General features: G+C 64.9%; 16 protein-coding genes. 7 read left to right on the top strand and 9 right to left on the bottom strand.

All coding sequences use genetic code 11. The features are described 5' to 3' along the window. Position 1 precedes the first annotated feature (1 nt). The 6 genes from cpaB (at position 2) to ACFFF7_RS03470 (ending at position 6,725) form a co-directional block, all read left to right on the top strand. Positions 2 to 1,039 carry a Flp pilus assembly protein CpaB gene (gene cpaB, locus ACFFF7_RS03445; RefSeq protein WP_379479958.1) on the top strand — a complete coding sequence of 346 codons (1,038 nt, stop codon included), beginning with the start codon at positions 2 to 4 and terminating at the stop codon, positions 1,037 to 1,039. A 49-nt stretch (positions 1,040 to 1,088) separates the two neighbouring features. Then, positions 1,089 to 2,681, top strand: a complete 1,593-nt coding sequence (locus ACFFF7_RS03450; RefSeq protein ID WP_379479959.1) for a type II and III secretion system protein family protein — start codon at positions 1,089 to 1,091, stop codon at positions 2,679 to 2,681. A gap of 15 nt (positions 2,682 to 2,696) precedes the next feature. Beyond that, on the top strand, positions 2,697 to 3,350 hold the full coding sequence (locus ACFFF7_RS03455) for a CpaD family pilus assembly protein (RefSeq protein ID WP_379479960.1): 654 nt from the start codon (positions 2,697 to 2,699) through the stop codon (positions 3,348 to 3,350). 4 nt (positions 3,351 to 3,354) lie between these two features. Continuing rightward, positions 3,355 to 4,638, top strand: a complete 1,284-nt coding sequence (locus ACFFF7_RS03460; RefSeq protein WP_379479961.1) for a pilus assembly protein CpaE — start codon at positions 3,355 to 3,357, stop codon at positions 4,636 to 4,638. Between the two features lie 78 nt (positions 4,639 to 4,716). Further along, positions 4,717 to 5,688 (top strand): type II secretion system F family protein, encoded by a 972-nt coding sequence (locus ACFFF7_RS03465; RefSeq protein ID WP_379479962.1) that lies wholly within the window; start codon positions 4,717 to 4,719, stop codon positions 5,686 to 5,688. A gap of 17 nt (positions 5,689 to 5,705) precedes the next feature. After that, the gene (locus ACFFF7_RS03470; protein ID WP_379479963.1) at positions 5,706 to 6,725 is read left to right on the top strand and encodes a type II secretion system F family protein; all 1,020 of its coding nucleotides are present in this window, start codon (positions 5,706 to 5,708) and stop codon (positions 6,723 to 6,725) included. A gap of 57 nt (positions 6,726 to 6,782) precedes the next feature. On the opposite strand, the gene ACFFF7_RS03475 is transcribed toward ACFFF7_RS03470, so the two are convergent. The 8 genes from ACFFF7_RS03475 to ACFFF7_RS03510 form a co-directional block, all read right to left on the bottom strand. Further along, on the bottom strand, positions 6,783 to 7,793 hold the full coding sequence (locus ACFFF7_RS03475) for a fumarylacetoacetate hydrolase family protein (protein WP_379479964.1): 1,011 nt from the start codon (positions 7,791 to 7,793) through the stop codon (positions 6,783 to 6,785). Continuing rightward, entirely contained in the window at positions 7,790 to 8,245 is a 456-nt protein-coding gene (locus ACFFF7_RS03480; RefSeq protein ID WP_379479965.1) for a MarR family winged helix-turn-helix transcriptional regulator, read from the bottom strand. The genes ACFFF7_RS03475 and ACFFF7_RS03480 overlap by 4 nt, the downstream gene beginning before the upstream one ends. Positions 8,246 to 8,321: 76 nt before the next feature. Continuing rightward, on the bottom strand, positions 8,322 to 8,957 hold the full coding sequence (maiA, locus tag ACFFF7_RS03485) for a maleylacetoacetate isomerase (RefSeq protein WP_379479966.1): 636 nt from the start codon (positions 8,955 to 8,957) through the stop codon (positions 8,322 to 8,324). After that, positions 8,957 to 9,823 (bottom strand): S-methyl-5'-thioadenosine phosphorylase, encoded by an 867-nt coding sequence (gene mtnP, locus ACFFF7_RS03490; RefSeq protein ID WP_379479967.1) that lies wholly within the window; start codon positions 9,821 to 9,823, stop codon positions 8,957 to 8,959. The genes maiA and mtnP overlap by 1 nt, the downstream gene beginning before the upstream one ends. Next, the gene (locus ACFFF7_RS03495) at positions 9,823 to 10,455 is read right to left on the bottom strand and encodes a TetR family transcriptional regulator (protein WP_379479968.1); all 633 of its coding nucleotides are present in this window, start codon (positions 10,453 to 10,455) and stop codon (positions 9,823 to 9,825) included. The genes mtnP and ACFFF7_RS03495 overlap by 1 nt, the downstream gene beginning before the upstream one ends. Further along, on the bottom strand, positions 10,452 to 11,324 hold the full coding sequence (locus ACFFF7_RS03500; RefSeq protein WP_379479969.1) for a crotonase/enoyl-CoA hydratase family protein: 873 nt from the start codon (positions 11,322 to 11,324) through the stop codon (positions 10,452 to 10,454). The genes ACFFF7_RS03495 and ACFFF7_RS03500 overlap by 4 nt, the downstream gene beginning before the upstream one ends. A 63-nt stretch (positions 11,325 to 11,387) precedes the next feature. After that, on the bottom strand, positions 11,388 to 12,170 hold the full coding sequence (locus ACFFF7_RS03505; RefSeq protein WP_379479970.1) for an SDR family NAD(P)-dependent oxidoreductase: 783 nt from the start codon (positions 12,168 to 12,170) through the stop codon (positions 11,388 to 11,390). An 85-nt stretch (positions 12,171 to 12,255) separates the two neighbouring features. Next, a complete protein-coding gene (locus tag ACFFF7_RS03510) occupies positions 12,256 to 13,428 on the bottom strand; it encodes an acetyl-CoA C-acetyltransferase (protein ID WP_379479971.1) in 1,173 nt (390 codons plus the stop codon). Between the two features lie 111 nt (positions 13,429 to 13,539). Here ACFFF7_RS03510 and ACFFF7_RS03515 point away from each other — a divergent pair, with 111 nt between their 5' ends. After that, positions 13,540 to 14,166: a glutathione S-transferase family protein gene (locus ACFFF7_RS03515; protein WP_379479972.1), complete on the top strand. Its 627-nt coding sequence runs from the start codon at positions 13,540 to 13,542 to the stop codon at positions 14,164 to 14,166. Here the strand turns inward: ACFFF7_RS03515 and clpB are convergent. Further along, positions 14,163 to 16,745 carry an ATP-dependent chaperone ClpB gene (gene clpB / locus ACFFF7_RS03520; RefSeq protein ID WP_379479973.1) on the bottom strand — a complete coding sequence of 861 codons (2,583 nt, stop codon included), beginning with the start codon at positions 16,743 to 16,745 and terminating at the stop codon, positions 14,163 to 14,165. The genes ACFFF7_RS03515 and clpB overlap by 4 nt on opposite strands. Positions 16,746 to 16,754: the final 9 nt, after the last annotated feature.

The following is a 16,754-nucleotide window of genomic DNA, read 5'->3' on the forward strand; positions in this document are numbered from 1 at the left end:
CATGGATAAGAAGAAGCTGATGCTGCTGATGGGGGCAATGGTCGTGGCGATTGGCACGGCTCTGGCTGCCCGCAGTCTTTTCGTAGGCGCCGCCGCGCCCAAGGTCGAAGCGGCCCAGCAGGTGCCCAAGGGACCTAAGGTGCTGGTCGCCCAGCGCGGCCTGCCGGTCGGCACGATCATCACCGCCGATTCGGTTTCGTACCAGCAGTGGCCCAAGGAAATGATCCAGGACGCCTATTACATCGACGGCGAATCCGACATCAACAAACTGCTTGGCACCGTGGTCCGCTATCCGATCACGGCCGGCCAGCCGGTTACCCAGGGCGCCCTGGTCAAGCCAGGCGATCGCGGCTTCCTCGCCGCCGCGCTTGGCCCCGGCATGCGCGCCGTGACCATTCCGGTGTCGAAGCAGACCGGCGTTGCCGGCTTCATCTTCCCGGGCGACCACGTCGACCTGGTGCTGACCCAGCAGGTCAAGCCGACCGACAGCGGCGACACGCTCAAGACCGCGGAAACCATCATCCGCAACCTGCGCGTGCTGGCCACCGACCAGTCAACTGAAACCGAAACCGAAAACGGCAAGACCGTGGTCAAGACCGCCAGCAACGTCACGCTGGAAGTCACCCCCAAGCTGGCCGAGAAGATCGCGGTTGCCGATAACGTCGGCAAGCTCAGCCTGTCGCTGCGCAGCCTTGCCGACAGCCAGGCCGATCTCGACCGCGCGGTTGCCAGCGGCAGCGTCAAGGTGCCCGGCAACATGAGCAAGGAAGAAGAGGACAAGTTCCTGTCGCAGTCGCTCAACCGTCCGATCGACAGCGGCTCGACCTTTGTCACCGGCGGCGACGTGTCGCGCTTCCAGCGCCGCTCGATGCCCAGCCAGGCCCAGGCCCAGCGCGCGTCGGCATCGTCGTATGGCGGTTCGTTCTCGCAACCCTCGCCCGCTTACGGCGGTGCGCGCCCGGCGGTTGTTCGTTCTGGCCCCGTGGTCCGTGTGACCCGCGGCAAGGTCACCACCGAAGAATCCGTGGGGAGCCGTTGAGATGAAGTCTGTCGCCAACCACTCCCGTTCCGCCACGAAAGGCCGATCGATGAACCGTCTTGCCACCAAGTTTCTGGCCGCCGCGGCTCTCGCCGCACCGCTTGCCCTGCTTCCCGCGACTGCGGCACAGGCGCAGTCGGTCTCGCGCCCGGCCAATGACATCGTGCTTTCGATCGGCCGCGGCCAGCTGGTTACCGTGGCCGGGGCGATGACCGATGTGTTCGTTGCCAATGAAAGCATTGCCGACGTCCAGGTCAAGTCGCCGCGCCAGCTCTATGTCTTCGGCAAGGCCGGCGGTGAAACCACCGTCTATGCCAGCAATGCCGCGGGCGACGTGATCTGGTCGGCCAACGTCCGGGTCGGTTCGAACATCGACAGCGTCGACCAGATGCTGCGCATGGCCATGCCAGATGCACATGTCGCCGTATCGACCATGGGGACCAACACCTTCCTGCTGACCGGCACCATCGCCGCGCCGGAAGACGCGGCCGAGGCCCAGCGCCTGGTCCAGGCCTTTGTCGGCAAGGAAGCCAATGTCATCACCCGTCTGAAAATGGCGACGCCGCTGCAGGTCAACCTGCAGGTCCGCTTTGCCGAAGTCAGCCGTTCGCTGGTGCGCCAGATTGGCGTGAACCTGACGACAATGGATGGATCGGGTGGGTTTCAGTTCGGAATCGGACAAGGTCGCACCGGAGCATTCAACGCGTTCCGTCCCAATTCGGTGCTGGGAGTCGGCAATAAGCCGCAGCTCACCATCCCCGATCCCAATGATCCGACCAAGACGATCACGCTGGACGGCAGCTCGATCAATCCGATCACGGCCGGGAGCACTTTGGGTTTTGCAGGCAAGCTGCTCGGCCTCGATCTGCTGGGCGCACTCGACCTTGGCGAATCGCTGGGTCTCGTAACCTCGCTTTCGACTCCCAACCTGACGGCACTTTCGGGCGAAACGGCCGACTTCCTCGCTGGCGGCGAATATCCGATCCCGATCAGCCAGGGCCTGGGCACGACTTCAGTCGAATACAAGAAATTCGGTGTCAGTCTGGCCTATACCCCAACGGTGCTGGCCAATGGCCGGATTTCGATGCGGGTCCGCCCGGAAGTGTCTGAACTGTCGAGCCAGGGAGCGATCACGCTCAACGGCTTCCAGGTTCCGGCCCTGACCGTGCGCCGCGCCGAAACGACGATCGAACTAGGCTCTGGCCAGAGCTTCATGATCGCGGGGCTGATGAGCAACAGCGCGCAGAACACGCTGAAGAAGATGCCGGGCGCAGGCGATATCCCGATCCTGGGTTCGCTGTTCCGCTCGACCAACTTCCAGCGCGGCGAGACCGAACTGGTGATCGTGGTCACCCCGTACCTGGTCAACCCGGTCAACGCCAATGACATCAAGCTGCCGACCGATGGCTATCAGAACGCCAACACGCTGCAGCAGCTGCTGGGCCACTTTGAAAACGACGGCAAGACGGGCGGTGATCGTCCCAAGCCTTCGACCGGTCCTTCGGCTGCGACAGGACCGAAGGTCGGTGCGCTCGACGCCGCTCCGGTTCAGGCCCCGACCAAGGAAGAGAAGAAGTCAAAGCGCAAGGCGCGGACCGCGGATGCATCGAAAGATGCGGCCCCCGGCTTCAGCCTGAATTGAGAGAGGTGACGATCGATGCGTAACTCAACCAACCGGACCGCCTTTGCCGCGGCCATCACCCTCTCGCTTGGCCTGGCCCTTGGCGGCTGCGGCGGTGTCATGGGCGGCAATCGCAGCCTTGAAAGCGTCCACCAGCCAGTGGTCGAACGGACCAATTACACGCTTGATGTAACCGCGGGCCCCGGCGGACTTTCGCTGCCCGAACAGCGCCGCCTGGCGGGCTGGTTCGAAGCGATGGACCTGCGCTACGGCGACCGGATCTCGCTCGACGATCCGCTGTCCAGCGGCGCAACCCGCAGCGCGGTCGAAGCTGTGGCCAGCCGCTTTGGCATGCTGGTCGGTGACGAGGCCCCGGCAACCCCGGGCTATGTCAACGCCGGCACGGTGCGTGTCGTCGTGACCCGCTCGACCGCATCGGTACCGGGCTGCCCGGACTGGTCGCGCAAGACCGACATCACGCTGAACAATGCCACCAGCACCAATTACGGCTGTGCCAGCAATTCCAACCTTGCCGCGATGGTCGCGGATCCCGAACACCTGATCAAGGGTGCCGAAGGAACCGGCCGTACCATCGTGATGAGTTCGACCAAGGCCATCGACAGCTATCGCGAAGCCAAGCCGACCGGCGAAGGCGGACTGAAGCAGGAATCCACGAAGGACGGGAAGTAAGACCATGAACGCTCCCTGGAAGCCCGGCACCCCCGGCAACCGCGACGCCTTCAACGCCTTCATCTGCGATGAAGCAGCGCTGGACGTCCTGCGCCCTGTCGTTATCGAAATGGGCTGGCAGCCTGAAAAGTGCAACAAGGGCGGCCTGCGCAACGCCGTCCAGTCGCTCTCGATCACGGCCAGCCCCAACATCCTGATGGTCGACCTTTCGGAAAGCGGCGACCCGCTGTCCGACATCAACGCCCTGGCCGAGGTTTGCGAACCCGGCACGGTGGTGATCGCGGTCGGGCAGGTCAATGACGTGCGCCTCTATCGCGATCTCGTCGCCAGCGGCATTCACGACTATCTGCTCAAGCCGTTGCAGCCCTCGCAGGTCCGCGATGCCCTGGTCAATGCCCAGGCCGTATTCGCCGCGCCCAAGCATCACGATCCGGCTGTGGCCAAACGGCACATCTCGACCGCGGTGATCGGCACGCGCGGCGGGGTCGGTGCCTCGACGCTGGCCACCTCGCTCGCCTGGCTGTTCTCGGCCGATGAGAAGATGCCGACGGCGATGCTCGACCTCGACGTTCACTTCGGCACAGGTGCTCTGGCGCTTGACCTCGAACCGGGCCGCGGCCTGACCGACGCAATCGAGAACCCGGGCCGCATCGACGGTCTGTTCATCGAACGCGCGATGATCCGCGCCAACGATCACCTGGCGATCCTTTCGGCCGAAGCGCCGATGAATTCGCCGCTGATGACCGATGGTGCCGCATTCGTGCAGCTGGAGGAAGAATTCCGCCAGGCCTTCGAAATGACGGTCATCGATCTGCCGCGCAACATGCTGATCAATTTCCCGCACCTGCTGGCGGACGTGAACGTGGTCCTGCTGACCACCGAAATGACCCTGGCCGGCGCGCGCGATGCGATCCGCATCCTCTCCTGGCTCAAGACCAATGCTGCCCACGTTCAGCCGATCGTGATTGCCAACAAGGTCCAGTCGGGCGTTGCCGAGATCACCAAGGCGGACTTTGAAGCCTCAATCGAACGCAAGATCGGGTTCTCGATCCCTTACGACGTCAAGGCCGCGACCAATGCCGCCAAGCTTGGCCAGACCTTTGCCGATGCCAACCGCAGCAGCAAGGCCGGCAGCGTGATCCGCGACATCGCCCGGGCCGTCATGGGCGTTGGCCAGGGTGAGATCGTCGAAGCGGCGGTCAAGACCAAGACCTCACTGCTCGGCAAGCTCGACTTCAAGACGATGCTGCCGAAGAAGAACAAGACACCCGCTGCGGCCCAGGCCTGATCTGGAATCGATGCGGACCGGCACCGTTCCCGCACCCGTGCGGGACGGCAGCCCTGACAAGGAAGGCGTAAGACGCAGATGGGCATGATCCAGCTCCTGCTCGTGGCCATGGGCCTGATGGCCTTCATGGTGCTCGGCTATCTGGCCTTTTCCGGGCCGTCGGTGGCGAAGGAAAGCGCGCGCCGCCTGCAGGCGGTGCGCTATCGCCATTCGGAAAGCACCATCGACCGGGTCGAGGCGCAGCTGAAAAAGGCGGTCGCCGCACGCAAGCCGAAGATGCACCAGATTGCCGGCTCGGAATCGCGCGTCGCCGCCCTGGCGCTGCGCCTGCACCGCACGGGCAAGGGCTGGACGCTTAGCCAGTACCTTTATGCTTCGGGCGGGATTGCCTTGACGATTTGCGTACTGATGTACCTCAAGACCGGCGCCGCGCTGCTCTCGCTCGGCTTCGGCCTGATCGTTGGTGCCGGCGTGCCGCACATGGTCGTCAACAGCGCAATCAAGAAGCGCTACGTCAACTTCACCACCAAGTTTCCCGACGCGATCGAACTGCTTGTGCGCGGCCTGCGCTCGGGCCTGCCGGTCACCGAAACGCTTGGCGTGATCGCCTCGGAAGTGCCCGGCCCGGTGGGCGAGGAGTTCAAGTCGATCACCGAACGCATCAAGATCGGCAAGACCATGGAGGACGCCCTTCAGGACACTGCCGACCGGCTAAACATGCCTGAATTCAGCTTCTTCTGCATCACTCTGGCGATCCAGCGCGAAACCGGTGGCAACCTGGCCGAAACGCTGTCGAACCTGGCCGACGTGCTGCGCAAGCGCGGGCAGATGAAGCTGAAGATCAAGGCGATGAGCTCGGAATCGAAGGCATCGGCCTATATCGTCGGCGCGCTGCCCTTCACCGTCTTCGGCCTGATCTGGTTCGTCAATCCCAGCTATATCGGCGGGTTCTTTACCGATGAGCGTCTGATCGTGATTGGCCTTGGCGGCCTTGTCTGGATGAGCCTTGGCGGGTTCATCATGGGCAAGATGGTCAGCTTCGAAATCTGAGCGGGAGGAATTAGGACATGTTGAATACCCCGCCCGGACCAACCCTCCTCGGCGTCGACGTCATCTGGGCTGGCACCCTGCTGGCCGGCATGGCAGCCGCCGCGATCATGTTCGCGATCTATGCCGCGGTGACCATCCGCGACCCGATGGCCAAGCGCGTCAAGGCGCTCAACGAGCGGCGCGAGCAGCTCAAGAGCGGCATCGTTACCCAGTCGGCCAAGAAGCGCGCCAAGATCGTTCGCAAGAACGAGACGACCGACAAGATGCGCGACACGCTGTCGTCGCTGAAAGTGTTGCAGGCCAGCCAGGTCGCTTCGGTCCAGCAGGCGCTGGCCCAGGCCGGCATCCGCAAGAAGGAATATGCCGTCGCGGTCATCTTCGCCCGCATGGTGCTGCCGGTGCTGTTCGGCGTCACGGCGGCAGCGCTGATCTACTGGATCAACGTCTTCCCCGAATGGGGTCCGACCAAGAAGTTCGCGCTGTTCGCGGGCATGACCATTCTTGGCTACAAGGCGCCTGATCTCTACATCAACAACATCAAGAAAAAGCGCACCAACGAGATCCGCAAGGGCCTGCCCGACGCGCTCGATCTGCTGGTGATCTGCGCCGAAGCCGGCCTGACCGTCGACGCCGCGTTCAACCGCGTCGCCAAGGAACTGGGCCGGGCCTATCCCGAGCTGGGCGACGAATTCGCGCTGACCGCGATCGAGCTGTCGTTCCTCGGCGAACGCCGCCAGGCCTTCGAAAACCTGGCTTACCGCGTCGACCTTGAAGCGGTGAAGGGCGTTACCACGACTATGATCCAGACCGAACGCTATGGTACGCCGCTGGCCTCTGCCCTGCGCGTGCTGTCGGCGGAATTCCGCAACGAACGCATGATGCGCGCCGAAGAAAAGGCCGCGCGTCTGCCGGCGATCATGACCGTGCCGCTGATCCTGTTCATTCTGCCGGTGCTGTTCATCGTGATCCTTGGCCCTGCGGCCTGCTCGATCAGCGATGCCTTCGCCGGGGGCACTCCGGGTGCCAAGACCGGCTAAGGTTCAGACCTGGACGAAACAATTGCCCCCGTACCGCAAGGTGCGGGGGTTGTTGTTTCAGGGTGCCGTCACCGTCTGCTCGATCGCACCGAAGATGGTGTGCCCGGCGCGGTCTTTCATCTCGATCCGCACCGTGTCGCCATGGCGCAGGAACGGCGTGGTCGCCGCTCCCGTAGCGATGGTTTCGACCATCCGCTGTTCGGCAATGCAGCTGTAGCCGCGTCCGCCCTGGCTGACCGGCCGGCCGGGCGAGCCATCGGGATCGCGGTTGGATACGGTACCCGATCCGATGATCGATCCCGCCCCGACGTTGCGCGTCCTGGCCAGATGCGCGATCAGTGTGCCGAAATCGAAAGTGCATTCCTCGCCCGCCTCGGCACGGCCGAACGGCTGGCCGTTCAGATCGACCAGCAGCGGCAAGCTCAGCCGGCCACCCGACCAGGCATCGCCAAGCGCGTCGGGCGTGACGAACACCGGCGAGAAGTGGGTGGCAGGCTTGGACTGGACGAAGCCGAAGCCCTTGGCCAGTTCGCCCGGAATCAGATTGCGCAAGGACACATCGTTGACCAGCCCGACCAGCCGGACCTGCGCCAGCGCGGCGGCGGCATCGACGCCCTGCGGCACGTCGCCGGTGACGACGCAGATCTCTGCCTCAAGATCGCAGCCCCAGGCCTCGTCGGCCAGCACGATCGGGGCGCGTCCGCCGCGCAGATCGTCGCTGCCGCCCTGGTACATCAGCGGATCGTGCCAGAAGCTGTCGGGAAGCTCCGCCCCGCGCGCCTTGCGCACCAGCTCGACGTGATTGACGTAGGCCGAGCCGTCGGCCCACTGATAGGCGCGCGGCAGCGGGGCCAGTGCTTCGCGCTCGTGAAAGCGTTCGAGCGGGATCGCTTCATGCGCGACGTCGGTGGCCAGCGCGCGCAGCGCCGGTTCGTGCCGGTCCCAGTCGTCCAGCGCGGCTTGCAGCGTGGGCACGAGATGCTGGGCCGATGCGCACCAGTGGAGATCGTCGCTGACCACCACCAGTCGTCCATCACGGGTGCTGCCGGGCAGAGTTGCAAGCTTCATTCAGGGTTCTCCATATGTCCGGCGGCTTCGTTCAGGCGGGCGAGCAGCGTCTTGAACGTGGCGCGCTCTTCCGGGTCGAAGGTTGAGAACAGGCGGCGTTCCATGTCCAGCGCGATCGGCATGATCGCGCCGTGCATCGCCCGGCCCGCCGCGGTCAGTTCCAGGTGGTGCGAGCGCCCGTCGGCATCGTTGGGGCTGCGCGCGATCAGGCCGCGCGCTTCCATCACCTTGCAGGCGCGGTTGACCGCCACCTTGTCCATCCGCGTCGCCCCGACCAGCGAGCGCTGGGTCATCGCCCCGGCATCGCCCAGCACCGCCATGACCCGCCATTCGGGAATCTTGAGGCCGAAGCGGGCGCGATATTCATCGGCGATCCGGTCGCTCACCACGTTCGAGGTGACCGACAGAAGGTAGGGCAGAAAGTCCGCAAGGCGCGCTTGTCTGGCTGTCATTGGCAACCCGGTTCCATATGCAACCAGTTTGCTAGGGCCATGGCCGGCCAAGCGCAATGGCCATGGCCGGCATTTTTCAAGCGGGTCGGACCGCTTCGGGCGCGGCAGCGGCAAAGGCCGGCAGCGCGCGCAGCCGTTCGTCCACCGCGACCAGCCGCGGGAATTGGTCCAGCGGCACTTCGAACCGGCGGGCATTGGCCATTTGCGGCACCAGACACACGTCGGCCAGGTTGGGCCGGTCTCCGCCCAGCAGGCCGTCTGCTGGGGCCTGCTCTTCCAGCGAAGCGAACCCTTCGAGGATCCAGTGGTGATACCAGCGATTGACCGCGGCCTCGTCCGCGCCCAGTTCGCGGCGCAGGTAATTGAGCACGCGCAGGTTGTTGATCGGGTGGACATCGGCGGCGATGATCAGTGCCTGGGCCAGCACCCGCGACCGCGCGGCCGGATCGGACGGCACCATCGGCGGATCGTCGACCCGGGCATCGAGATAGTCGATGATCGCGAGGCTTTGCGTCAGCAAGTGCCCGTCGATCGCCAGGGCAGGCACAAGCCCTTGCGGGTTGAGCGCGGTATAGTCCGCATTGGCTTGTTCGCCCTTGGCCAGATCGATGGGCACTGCGCGATAGGCGATGCCCTTGAGGTTCAGGACGATGCGAACGCGATAAGCCGCGCTGGAGCGCCAGTAATCGTAGAGCACGACCGCGCCGCTCATCACAGCACCCGCCCGGCCACGGCCTGCAGCTTGGCGGCAAGCGCCCGATCGCGCTGCGCCGGGGCCGTCATGATGGCGAAGTCCAGCGCGCGGTCGATCGGGCTCGCTTCGCGCTCCGGCGGCAGGTCGGCGGCGAAGCGGCGCATGGCCTGCTGTGCCGTGGCGACGTTGGCCGCCATCACGGCAAGCACGGCGGCGGCATCGACCCCGGCCTCGTTCTCGCGCCAGGAATCGTAGTCGGTGACCATGCCGAGCAGGGCATAGGGCAGCTCGGCCTCACGCGCGAGGCGGGCTTCGGGCATGGCGGTCATGCCGATCACATCGGCGCCCCAGGCTTGATACAGGCGGCTTTCCGCCCGGGTCGAAAACTGCGGTCCTTCCATCGCCAAGTAGGTGCCACCGTCATGAACGGTCGCCCCTTCCGCCGTCACCGCGGCGACCAGCGCGCTGCGCAGCCGGTCGCAGACCGGGTCGGCCAGACTAACATGAGCGACCATGCCGGGGCCGAAGAAGCTCCCTTCGCGGCCGCTCGTGCGGTCGATGAACTGGTCGACGGCGACAAAGTGTCCCGGCGCCATGGCCTCGTTCAGTGATCCGATTGCCGACAGGGCAATCACATCCGTCACGCCGCAGCGCTTCAACGCGTCGATATTGGCGCGGTAATTTACTGCCGAGGGCGGAATGCGGTGACCGGCACCATGCCGCGCCAGAAAGGTGAAGCGTACCCCGCCCAGGGTTCCAGTCGTTACCGGTCCGGATGGCAGGCCGAACGGACTCTCGACCTCGATCTCTTGTGCATTTTCCAGGTCCAGCCCCGCAGCCAGTCCCGACCCGCCGACAATCCCGATGTGCCAGGCGCCTGCCATCAGTGCGCGAGGATGCCGGCCATGATCGTGTCGATGCAGTGCTGGCGATAGCGGTCGCGCAGTTCTTCGGTAAGCGCCTCGGTATCGTAGCAATGCTTGAGCACCAGCCGCGAAGAGAAGAAGCGGTCACAGGCGCCAGTGGTGGTGAAATAGAACATCTGCGGATCGATTTCGCGGAACACACCCTGCTTCATCCCGTCCTCGATCAGCTTGTCATAGGCGCGGCTGAGCGGGCTGAGATAATTGTCGGCAATCCGGTGCGCCTCGTCAGGGTCGCTTTCGCGCACTAGCCGCATCAGCAGGCGGTTGAGATAGGGGGTCTTGTAATAGGTATCGACCACCGCGCCGATGTGGCGGCGCAGCCGCACTTCGGGGGCCATGTCCTTGGCCAGCAGGGCATCGACCGACTGGACGATGCCCGCCATGTCGCGATCGAGCAGCGCCTTGAGCAATCCGGCCTTGTTGCCGAAATAGTATTTAACCAGTGCCGAGTTGAGCCCCGAGCGCAGCGACAGTTCGGACAGCGAGATATCGACGATATCGCCTTCGCGCATGATGTCCGACGCGGTCTGCAGCAGCAGATCGCGGGCGCCCGGTGGCGCTTCGGTCGTTTCAAGCGGTGCGCTGCTCATTCGTACTCCGGTTCGCTGCCCCACCACGGGTAGAAGTCGGGCATATCCTGTGAAACCCGCAACGGAAAGGCGGGCGGCCGCTTCTCGAGGAAGCTTTGCACACCTTCCTTCGCGTCTGCCCCTTTGGACAGGCGATAGATCGCCCGGCTGTCGACCTTGTGCGCCGCCATCGGGTGATCGCCCGAGGGATTGCGCCACAGCATCGCCCGGGTCATCGCGATCGATACGGCAGAGGTGTTGTCGGCAATCTCGCGCGCCAGGCCGCGGGCCGCATCGATCAATTCACCCTGCGGATGGACCGAACGGACCAGCCCGCCGCGCAGCGCTTCCTGGGCATCGAAGATCCGCCCGGTCATGCACCATTCCAGCGCCTGCTGCACGCCGACCAGGCGCGGCAGGAACCAGCTCGAACAGGCTTCGGGGACGATCCCGCGGCGGGCGAAGACGAAGCCGTAGCGCGCGTTGTCGCTGGCCAGGCGGATGTCCATCGGCAGCTGCATGGTGATGCCCACGCCAACGGCAGCGCCATTGCAGGCCGAGATCAGCGGCTTCTTCGACTGGAACAGGCGCAGCGTCAGCAGCCCGCCGCCGTCGCGTACGCGGGGATCGGACAGGTCGCTGACCGGATCGCCGCTGGAAAACACCGCGCGGCCATCGTCCGGGGTCAGATCGGCCCCGGCGCAGAACGCCCGTTCCCCCGCCCCGGTGAAGATCACCGCGCGCACCGCATCATCGGCGTCGGTGCGGTCCATCGCGTCGATGATCTCGTTCATCATCGTGCCGGTGAAGGCGTTCATCTTTTCCGGGCGGTTGAGCGTCAGCGTGGCAATGCCCTCGCTGATGTCGAGCGCGATCTGCGAGTAACCCATCAAACTCTCTCCTTTACGGCCAGGGCGGCGTTCGTGCGCCGCCCCTGGCCCGATCTGCGGCGCTTAGCGCGGCGCCATACGGATGCCGCCATCGAGCCGCACGTCCTCGCCGTTGAAATAGCCGTTCTCGATCATGCACATCGCGAGGCTGGCATATTCCACCGGATTGCCGAGACGCTTGGGGTTGAGCACCGTGGCGCCCAGCGCATCGCGCACGTTCTGCGGCGCGCCGGCCAGCAGCGGCGTGTCGAAAATGCCCGGCAGGATGGTGTTGACGCGGATGTTCTCGCTCGCCAGGTCGCGCGCGATCGGCAGGGTCATGCCGACGACGCCGCCCTTCGAGGCGGAATAGGCGGCCTGGCCCATCTGGCCGTCCTCGGCCGCGACCGAGGCGGTGTTGACGATGGCGCCGCGATCGCCGTCGTCCTGCGGATCGAGCGTCAGCATGCCCGCCGCCGACTTGGCGATGCAGCGGAAGGTCCCGACCAGGTTGATCTGGATGATCCAGTTGAACGCATCGAGCGGGAAGTGCTTGATTGAACCGTCGGTCTTGCTGCGGCTGGCGGTTTTGATCGCGTTGCCGGTGCCGGCGCAGTTGACCAGGATCCGTTCCTGCCCATGGGCTTCTCGCGCCTTGGCAAAGGCGGCATCGACCGAGGCATCGTCGGTGACGTTGCATTCGCAGAAAACGCCGCCGATCTCGGCAGCCATCGCCTTGCCCTTTTCTTCCTGCAGGTCGAAAATCGCGACCTTGACGCCCTTGGCGGCCAGCGCCCGCGCGGTTGCCGCACCCAGGCCCGAAGCGCCGCCGGTAACGACTGCGGCGACCGTGTTGTCGAGTATCATTTCATCGCTCTCCGTATGGATTTTGAAAATCTAAAGTATAGTTCAGCTTTGCCCAGTCCAGTTCGACGACCGGGTTAAGCCTCGCTCAGACCAATTCAACAATCGTGACATTGGCGACACCGCCACCTTCGCACATCGTCTGCAGACCGTATTTCTTGCCCCGCGCCTTGAGCGCGTGGAGCAGCGTTGCCATCAGCTTGGTACCCGAGGCACCGAGCGGGTGACCCAGCGCAATCGCACCGCCGTTGACGTTGAGCTTTTCGGGATCGGCCCCGGTGTGCTTGAGCCAGGCGAGCGGCACCGAAGCGAAGGCTTCGTTGACTTCATAGAGGTCGATGTCGCCGATCGACAGCCCGGCGCGGGCCAGGGCCTTGTCGGTGGCGAACAGCGGTTCTTCCAGCATGATCACCGGATCGCCTGCGGTCACCGTCAGGGTGTGGATGCGGGCCAGCGGGGTCAGGTTGTAGCGCTTGAGCGCTTCTTCCGAAACGACCAGCGCGGCCGAGGAGCCATCACAGATCTGGCTGGAGGTGGCCGCGGTCAGCGTGCCCTTTTCGTTGAGCAGCTTGACCCCGGAAATGCTTTCCAGCGTCGCGTCCCAGCGGATCCCTTCATCGACGGTGTGCCAGGCCTTGCCCTCGGCAGTCTCGATCTCGATCGGGACGATCTCGTCCTTGAACGCCCCGGCATTGGTCGCGGCGATCGCCTTCTGGTGGCTCGACAGGGCAAAACGGTCGAGGTCGTCCTTGGTCAGGCCGTGCTTCTGGACGATCATTTCCGCGCCCATGAACTGCGACCACATGATCCCGGGATACTTGGCCTCAAGCCCCGGCGACTTGTAGTTGCCCAGCCCTTCCTTGGCGTGGAACATCGCGGTCGAGCCCATCGGCACGCGGGTCATGCTTTCGACCCCGGCAGCGATGACCACGTCCTGGGTTCCGCTCATCACCGCCTGGGCAGCAAACTGGATCGCCTGCTGCGAAGATCCGCACTGTCGGTCGATGGTCACGGCGGGGGTCGACTGCGGCAACAGCTTCGAGGCGAGCACGGCATTGCGCCCGACCTGCATCGACTGTTCGCCGCCCTGGCCGACGCAGCCCATCACGACATCATCGATCGCAGCCGGATCCATGCCCGTCTGGGTCAGCAGGTGATCGAGCGAGGCCGCCGCAAGGTCGACCGGGTGGACGCCGGCCAGCCGTCCGCCGCGGCGTCCCCCGGCAGTGCGAACGGCATCGACGATATAGGCAACTGACATGACTTCGACTCCTGCGAATGACTCTTTAATCGCTCGATTAAAGCGCTCCCCTTGTCAGGTCAATCGGGCAATGCCACCATTTGCCCGCGGCGTGTCCGGGAGAGTTAAGCAATGCAGCTAATCGGCCAGTTCGACAGCCCTTTCGTTCGCCGCGTCGGCATCGCGTTAGAACTCTATGGCATGGCCTACGAGCATCTGCCCTGGTCAACCTTTGGCGACTGGGAGCGGTTCGCCCGTCACAATCCGCTACGTCGTGTGCCGACGCTGGTGCTCGACAGCGGGGAGGCGCTGATCGACAGCGCGGCGATTCTCGACCACCTTGACGAGCTGCACGGCCGCGACAGCGCGCTGATCGTTGCATCGGGTGAGCGACGCCGCTCGGCGTTGCGGCGCATCGCCATGGCAACCGGCACCGCGGACAAGGCGGTGTCGTTCTTCTACGCGCGGCTGTTCGCCGACAGGCTCGATCCGGACTTCACTGCCCGCTGCGAAGACCAGATCCGCGCGGGACTGGCTGATCTCGAGGCAGAATGTGGTGCCCGAACACGCGAATGGTGGCATGGCGACGGTCCCGGCCACGACGACATCGCGGTGGCCTGCGTCGCGCGGTTCCTGTCGGAAGCCTATGCCCACCTCGTCACGCTGGGCAACTACCCGGCGTTGGTGGCGCACTGCGCTGCGGCGGAAGGGCTGACCGTCTTCAAAAGGGTCAGCCAGCCCTTCGTTCCGCCCAGCTAGGCGACCTTCATCACCAGCGCGCCGTCGCCCTCGTCGATCTTGACCGTCGAGCCATCGGGCACTTCGCCGCCGAGCAGCTTTTCCGCCAGCGGATCCTGCAGATAGCGCTGCACCGCACGCTTCAGCGGGCGCGCGCCATAGACCGGATCGTAGCCGACCCGGCCAAGCCAACGCTTGGCCGCATCGGTCAGTTCGATCTGGATCTTGCGGTCCTTGAGCAGGCTGGCGACCCGGCCGACCTGGATTTCGACGATCGGCGCCATGTGATCCTGGCCCAGGCGGTGGAACAGGATGATCTCATCGAGCCGGTTGAGGAATTCGGGGCGGAAATGGCCGCGGACGATTTCCATCACCTGCGGCTCGACGCTTTCAACGCTTTGCCCGTCCTCGAGATTGGCGAGGTACTGGCTGCCAAGGTTGCTGGTCAGGATGATCAGGGTGTTGGTGAAATCGACCACCCGGCCCTGTCCGTCGGTCAGGCGGCCGTCGTCGAGCACCTGGAGCAGGACGTTGAAGACGTCGGCATGGGCTTTCTCGACCTCGTCGAACAAGACCACCTGATAGGGCCGCCGACGAACCGCTTCGGTTAGAACGCCGCCTTCATCATAACCAACATAGCCCGGAGGGGCGCCGATCAGTCGGCTGACCGAATGCTTTTCCATGAATTCCGACATGTCGATCCGGACCATCGCGGTGTCGTCGTCGAACAGGAACCCGGCCAGCGCCTTGGTCAGCTCGGTCTTGCCGACCCCCGTCGGGCCGAGGAACAGGAAGCTGCCGAGCGGGCGGTTGGGATCCTGCAGCCCGGCCCGCGCGCGGCGCACCGCCTTGGATACGGCGACAACCGCGTCCTGCTGGCCGATCACCCGCTTGCCGATAACCTCTTCCATCCTGAGCAGCTTCTCGCGCTCGCCCTGCATCATCCGCTCGACCGGGACCCCGGTCCACTTGGCGACAACCGCAGCGATGTCCTCGGCAGTCACTTCCTCGCGCAGCAGCATGTTCGAGGTATCGACGTTCTGCGCCTCGGCCAGCCGCTTTTCCAGCTCGGGGATCTTGCCGTAGGACAGTTCGCCCGCCTTGGCGAGATCGCCGGCGCGCTGCGCCTGTTCCAGCTCGATCCGCGCCGCGTCGAGCGCTTCCTTGATCTTGCCTTCGGCGGCGATCTTGTCGCGTTCATTCTGCCAGCGGGTGGTGACCTCGGCCGACTGCTGTTCGAGATTGCCAAGCTCGGCGCGCAGCACCGCCAGGCGGTCCTTGCTCGCCTGGTCGCTTTCCTTGGCCAGCGCCATTTCCTCGATCTTGAGCTGGATGATCCGCCGGTCGAGCACCTCGATCTCTTCGGGCTTGCTTTCCACTTCCATGCGGATGCGGCTGGCGGCCTCGTCCATCAGGTCGATCGCCTTGTCGGGCAGGAAGCGGTCGGCGATGTAGCGGTTCGACAGCGTCGCGGCAGCGACGATCGCGCTGTCGGTGATCCGCACCCCGTGGTGCAGTTCATAGCGGTCCTTCAGCCCGCGCAGGATGCTGATCGTGTCCTCGACGGTCGGCTCACCCACGAACACCGGCTGGAAGCGGCGTTGCAGCGCCGGGTCCTTTTCGACGTGCTTCTGGTACTCGTCGAGCGTGGTCGCGCCGATGCAATGCAGTTCGCCGCGCGCCAATGCGGGCTTCAGGAGGTTGGAAGCGTCCATCGCCCCCTCGCCCTTGCCCGCGCCGATCAGGGTGTGCATCTCGTCGATGAACAGGATGATCTCGCCCTCGGCGCCCTTGACCTCGTCGAGCACGGCCTTGAGCCGCTCCTCGAACTCGCCGCGGTACTTCGCGCCCGCGATCAGGCTGCCCATGTCGAGGCTCATCAGGCGGCGGTCCTTGAGGCTGTCGGGCACGTCGCCATTGGCGATGCGCAGCGCCAGCCCTTCGGCAATCGCTGTCTTGCCCACCCCGGGTTCGCCGATCAGCGCCGGGTTGTTCTTGGTCCGGCGGGCCAGGATCTGGATCGTCCGGCGGATTTCCTCGTCGCGGCCGATCACCGGATCGAGCTTGCCGGCGCGCGCCGCTTCGGTCAGGTCGCGGGCGTATTTCTTCATCGCGTCATAGGCGTTTTCGGCGCTGGCATTGTCGGCGGTGCGCCCGCCGGTCAGTTCCTGGATCGCGGCTTCGAGCGCCTTGGGATCGACCCCGGCGGCTTTCAGCGCCTGGCCCGCCGGATTGGTCGCGTTCAGCGCCAATGCCTGAAGCATGCGCTGGACCGAGACGAAGCTGTCACCGGCCTTGGCCGAAATCTGTTCGGCCTGGTCGAGCACGCGCACCGCATCGTTTTCCAGCCCCGGCGCGGCCTGCGCGCCGCTGCCTGAAACCGCGGGTATCTTGCCCAGCGCCTCGTCGACCTTGGCCACCGCGATCTGCGGGTTGCCGCCGGCGCGCTGGATCAGCCCGGCGGCCATGCCTTCGTTATCCTCGAGCAGGGCCTTGAGGATATGTTCGGGGGTGATCCGCTGGTGGCTCATCCGCACGGCAACGGTCTGCGCGCTCTGCAGGAAACCCTTGGCGCGGTCGGTGAATTTTTCGAGGTTCATAGGTGTATC

This window comes from Novosphingobium aquiterrae, assembly GCF_042434435.1.
GTDB classification, from domain to species: domain Bacteria; phylum Pseudomonadota; class Alphaproteobacteria; order Sphingomonadales; family Sphingomonadaceae; genus Novosphingobium; species Novosphingobium aquiterrae.

Coding starts and splice junctions, on each gene's coding strand:
- cpaB (WP_379479958.1), top strand. CDS start 2: ATGGATAAGAAGAAGCTGATGCTGCTGATGGGGGCAATGGTCGTGGCG.
- ACFFF7_RS03460 (WP_379479961.1), top strand. CDS start 3,355: ATGAACGCTCCCTGGAAGCCCGGCACCCCCGGCAACCGCGACGCCTTC.
- ACFFF7_RS03510 (WP_379479971.1), bottom strand. CDS start 13,428: ATGTCAGTTGCCTATATCGTCGATGCCGTTCGCACTGCCGGGGGACGC.
- ACFFF7_RS03505 (WP_379479970.1), bottom strand. CDS start 12,170: ATGATACTCGACAACACGGTCGCCGCAGTCGTTACCGGCGGCGCTTCG.
- ACFFF7_RS03480 (WP_379479965.1), bottom strand. CDS start 8,245: ATGACAGCCAGACAAGCGCGCCTTGCGGACTTTCTGCCCTACCTTCTG.
- maiA (WP_379479966.1), bottom strand. CDS start 8,957: ATGAGCGGCGCGGTCGTGCTCTACGATTACTGGCGCTCCAGCGCGGCT.
- ACFFF7_RS03450 (WP_379479959.1), top strand. CDS start 1,089: ATGAACCGTCTTGCCACCAAGTTTCTGGCCGCCGCGGCTCTCGCCGCA.
- ACFFF7_RS03470 (WP_379479963.1), top strand. CDS start 5,706: ATGTTGAATACCCCGCCCGGACCAACCCTCCTCGGCGTCGACGTCATC.
- ACFFF7_RS03465 (WP_379479962.1), top strand. CDS start 4,717: ATGGGCATGATCCAGCTCCTGCTCGTGGCCATGGGCCTGATGGCCTTC.
- ACFFF7_RS03455 (WP_379479960.1), top strand. CDS start 2,697: ATGCGTAACTCAACCAACCGGACCGCCTTTGCCGCGGCCATCACCCTC.
- ACFFF7_RS03475 (WP_379479964.1), bottom strand. CDS start 7,793: ATGAAGCTTGCAACTCTGCCCGGCAGCACCCGTGATGGACGACTGGTG.
- clpB (WP_379479973.1), bottom strand. CDS start 16,745: ATGAACCTCGAAAAATTCACCGACCGCGCCAAGGGTTTCCTGCAGAGC.
- mtnP (WP_379479967.1), bottom strand. CDS start 9,823: ATGGCAGGCGCCTGGCACATCGGGATTGTCGGCGGGTCGGGACTGGCT.
- ACFFF7_RS03515 (WP_379479972.1), top strand. CDS start 13,540: ATGCAGCTAATCGGCCAGTTCGACAGCCCTTTCGTTCGCCGCGTCGGC.
- ACFFF7_RS03495 (WP_379479968.1), bottom strand. CDS start 10,455: ATGAGCAGCGCACCGCTTGAAACGACCGAAGCGCCACCGGGCGCCCGC.
- ACFFF7_RS03500 (WP_379479969.1), bottom strand. CDS start 11,324: ATGGGTTACTCGCAGATCGCGCTCGACATCAGCGAGGGCATTGCCACG.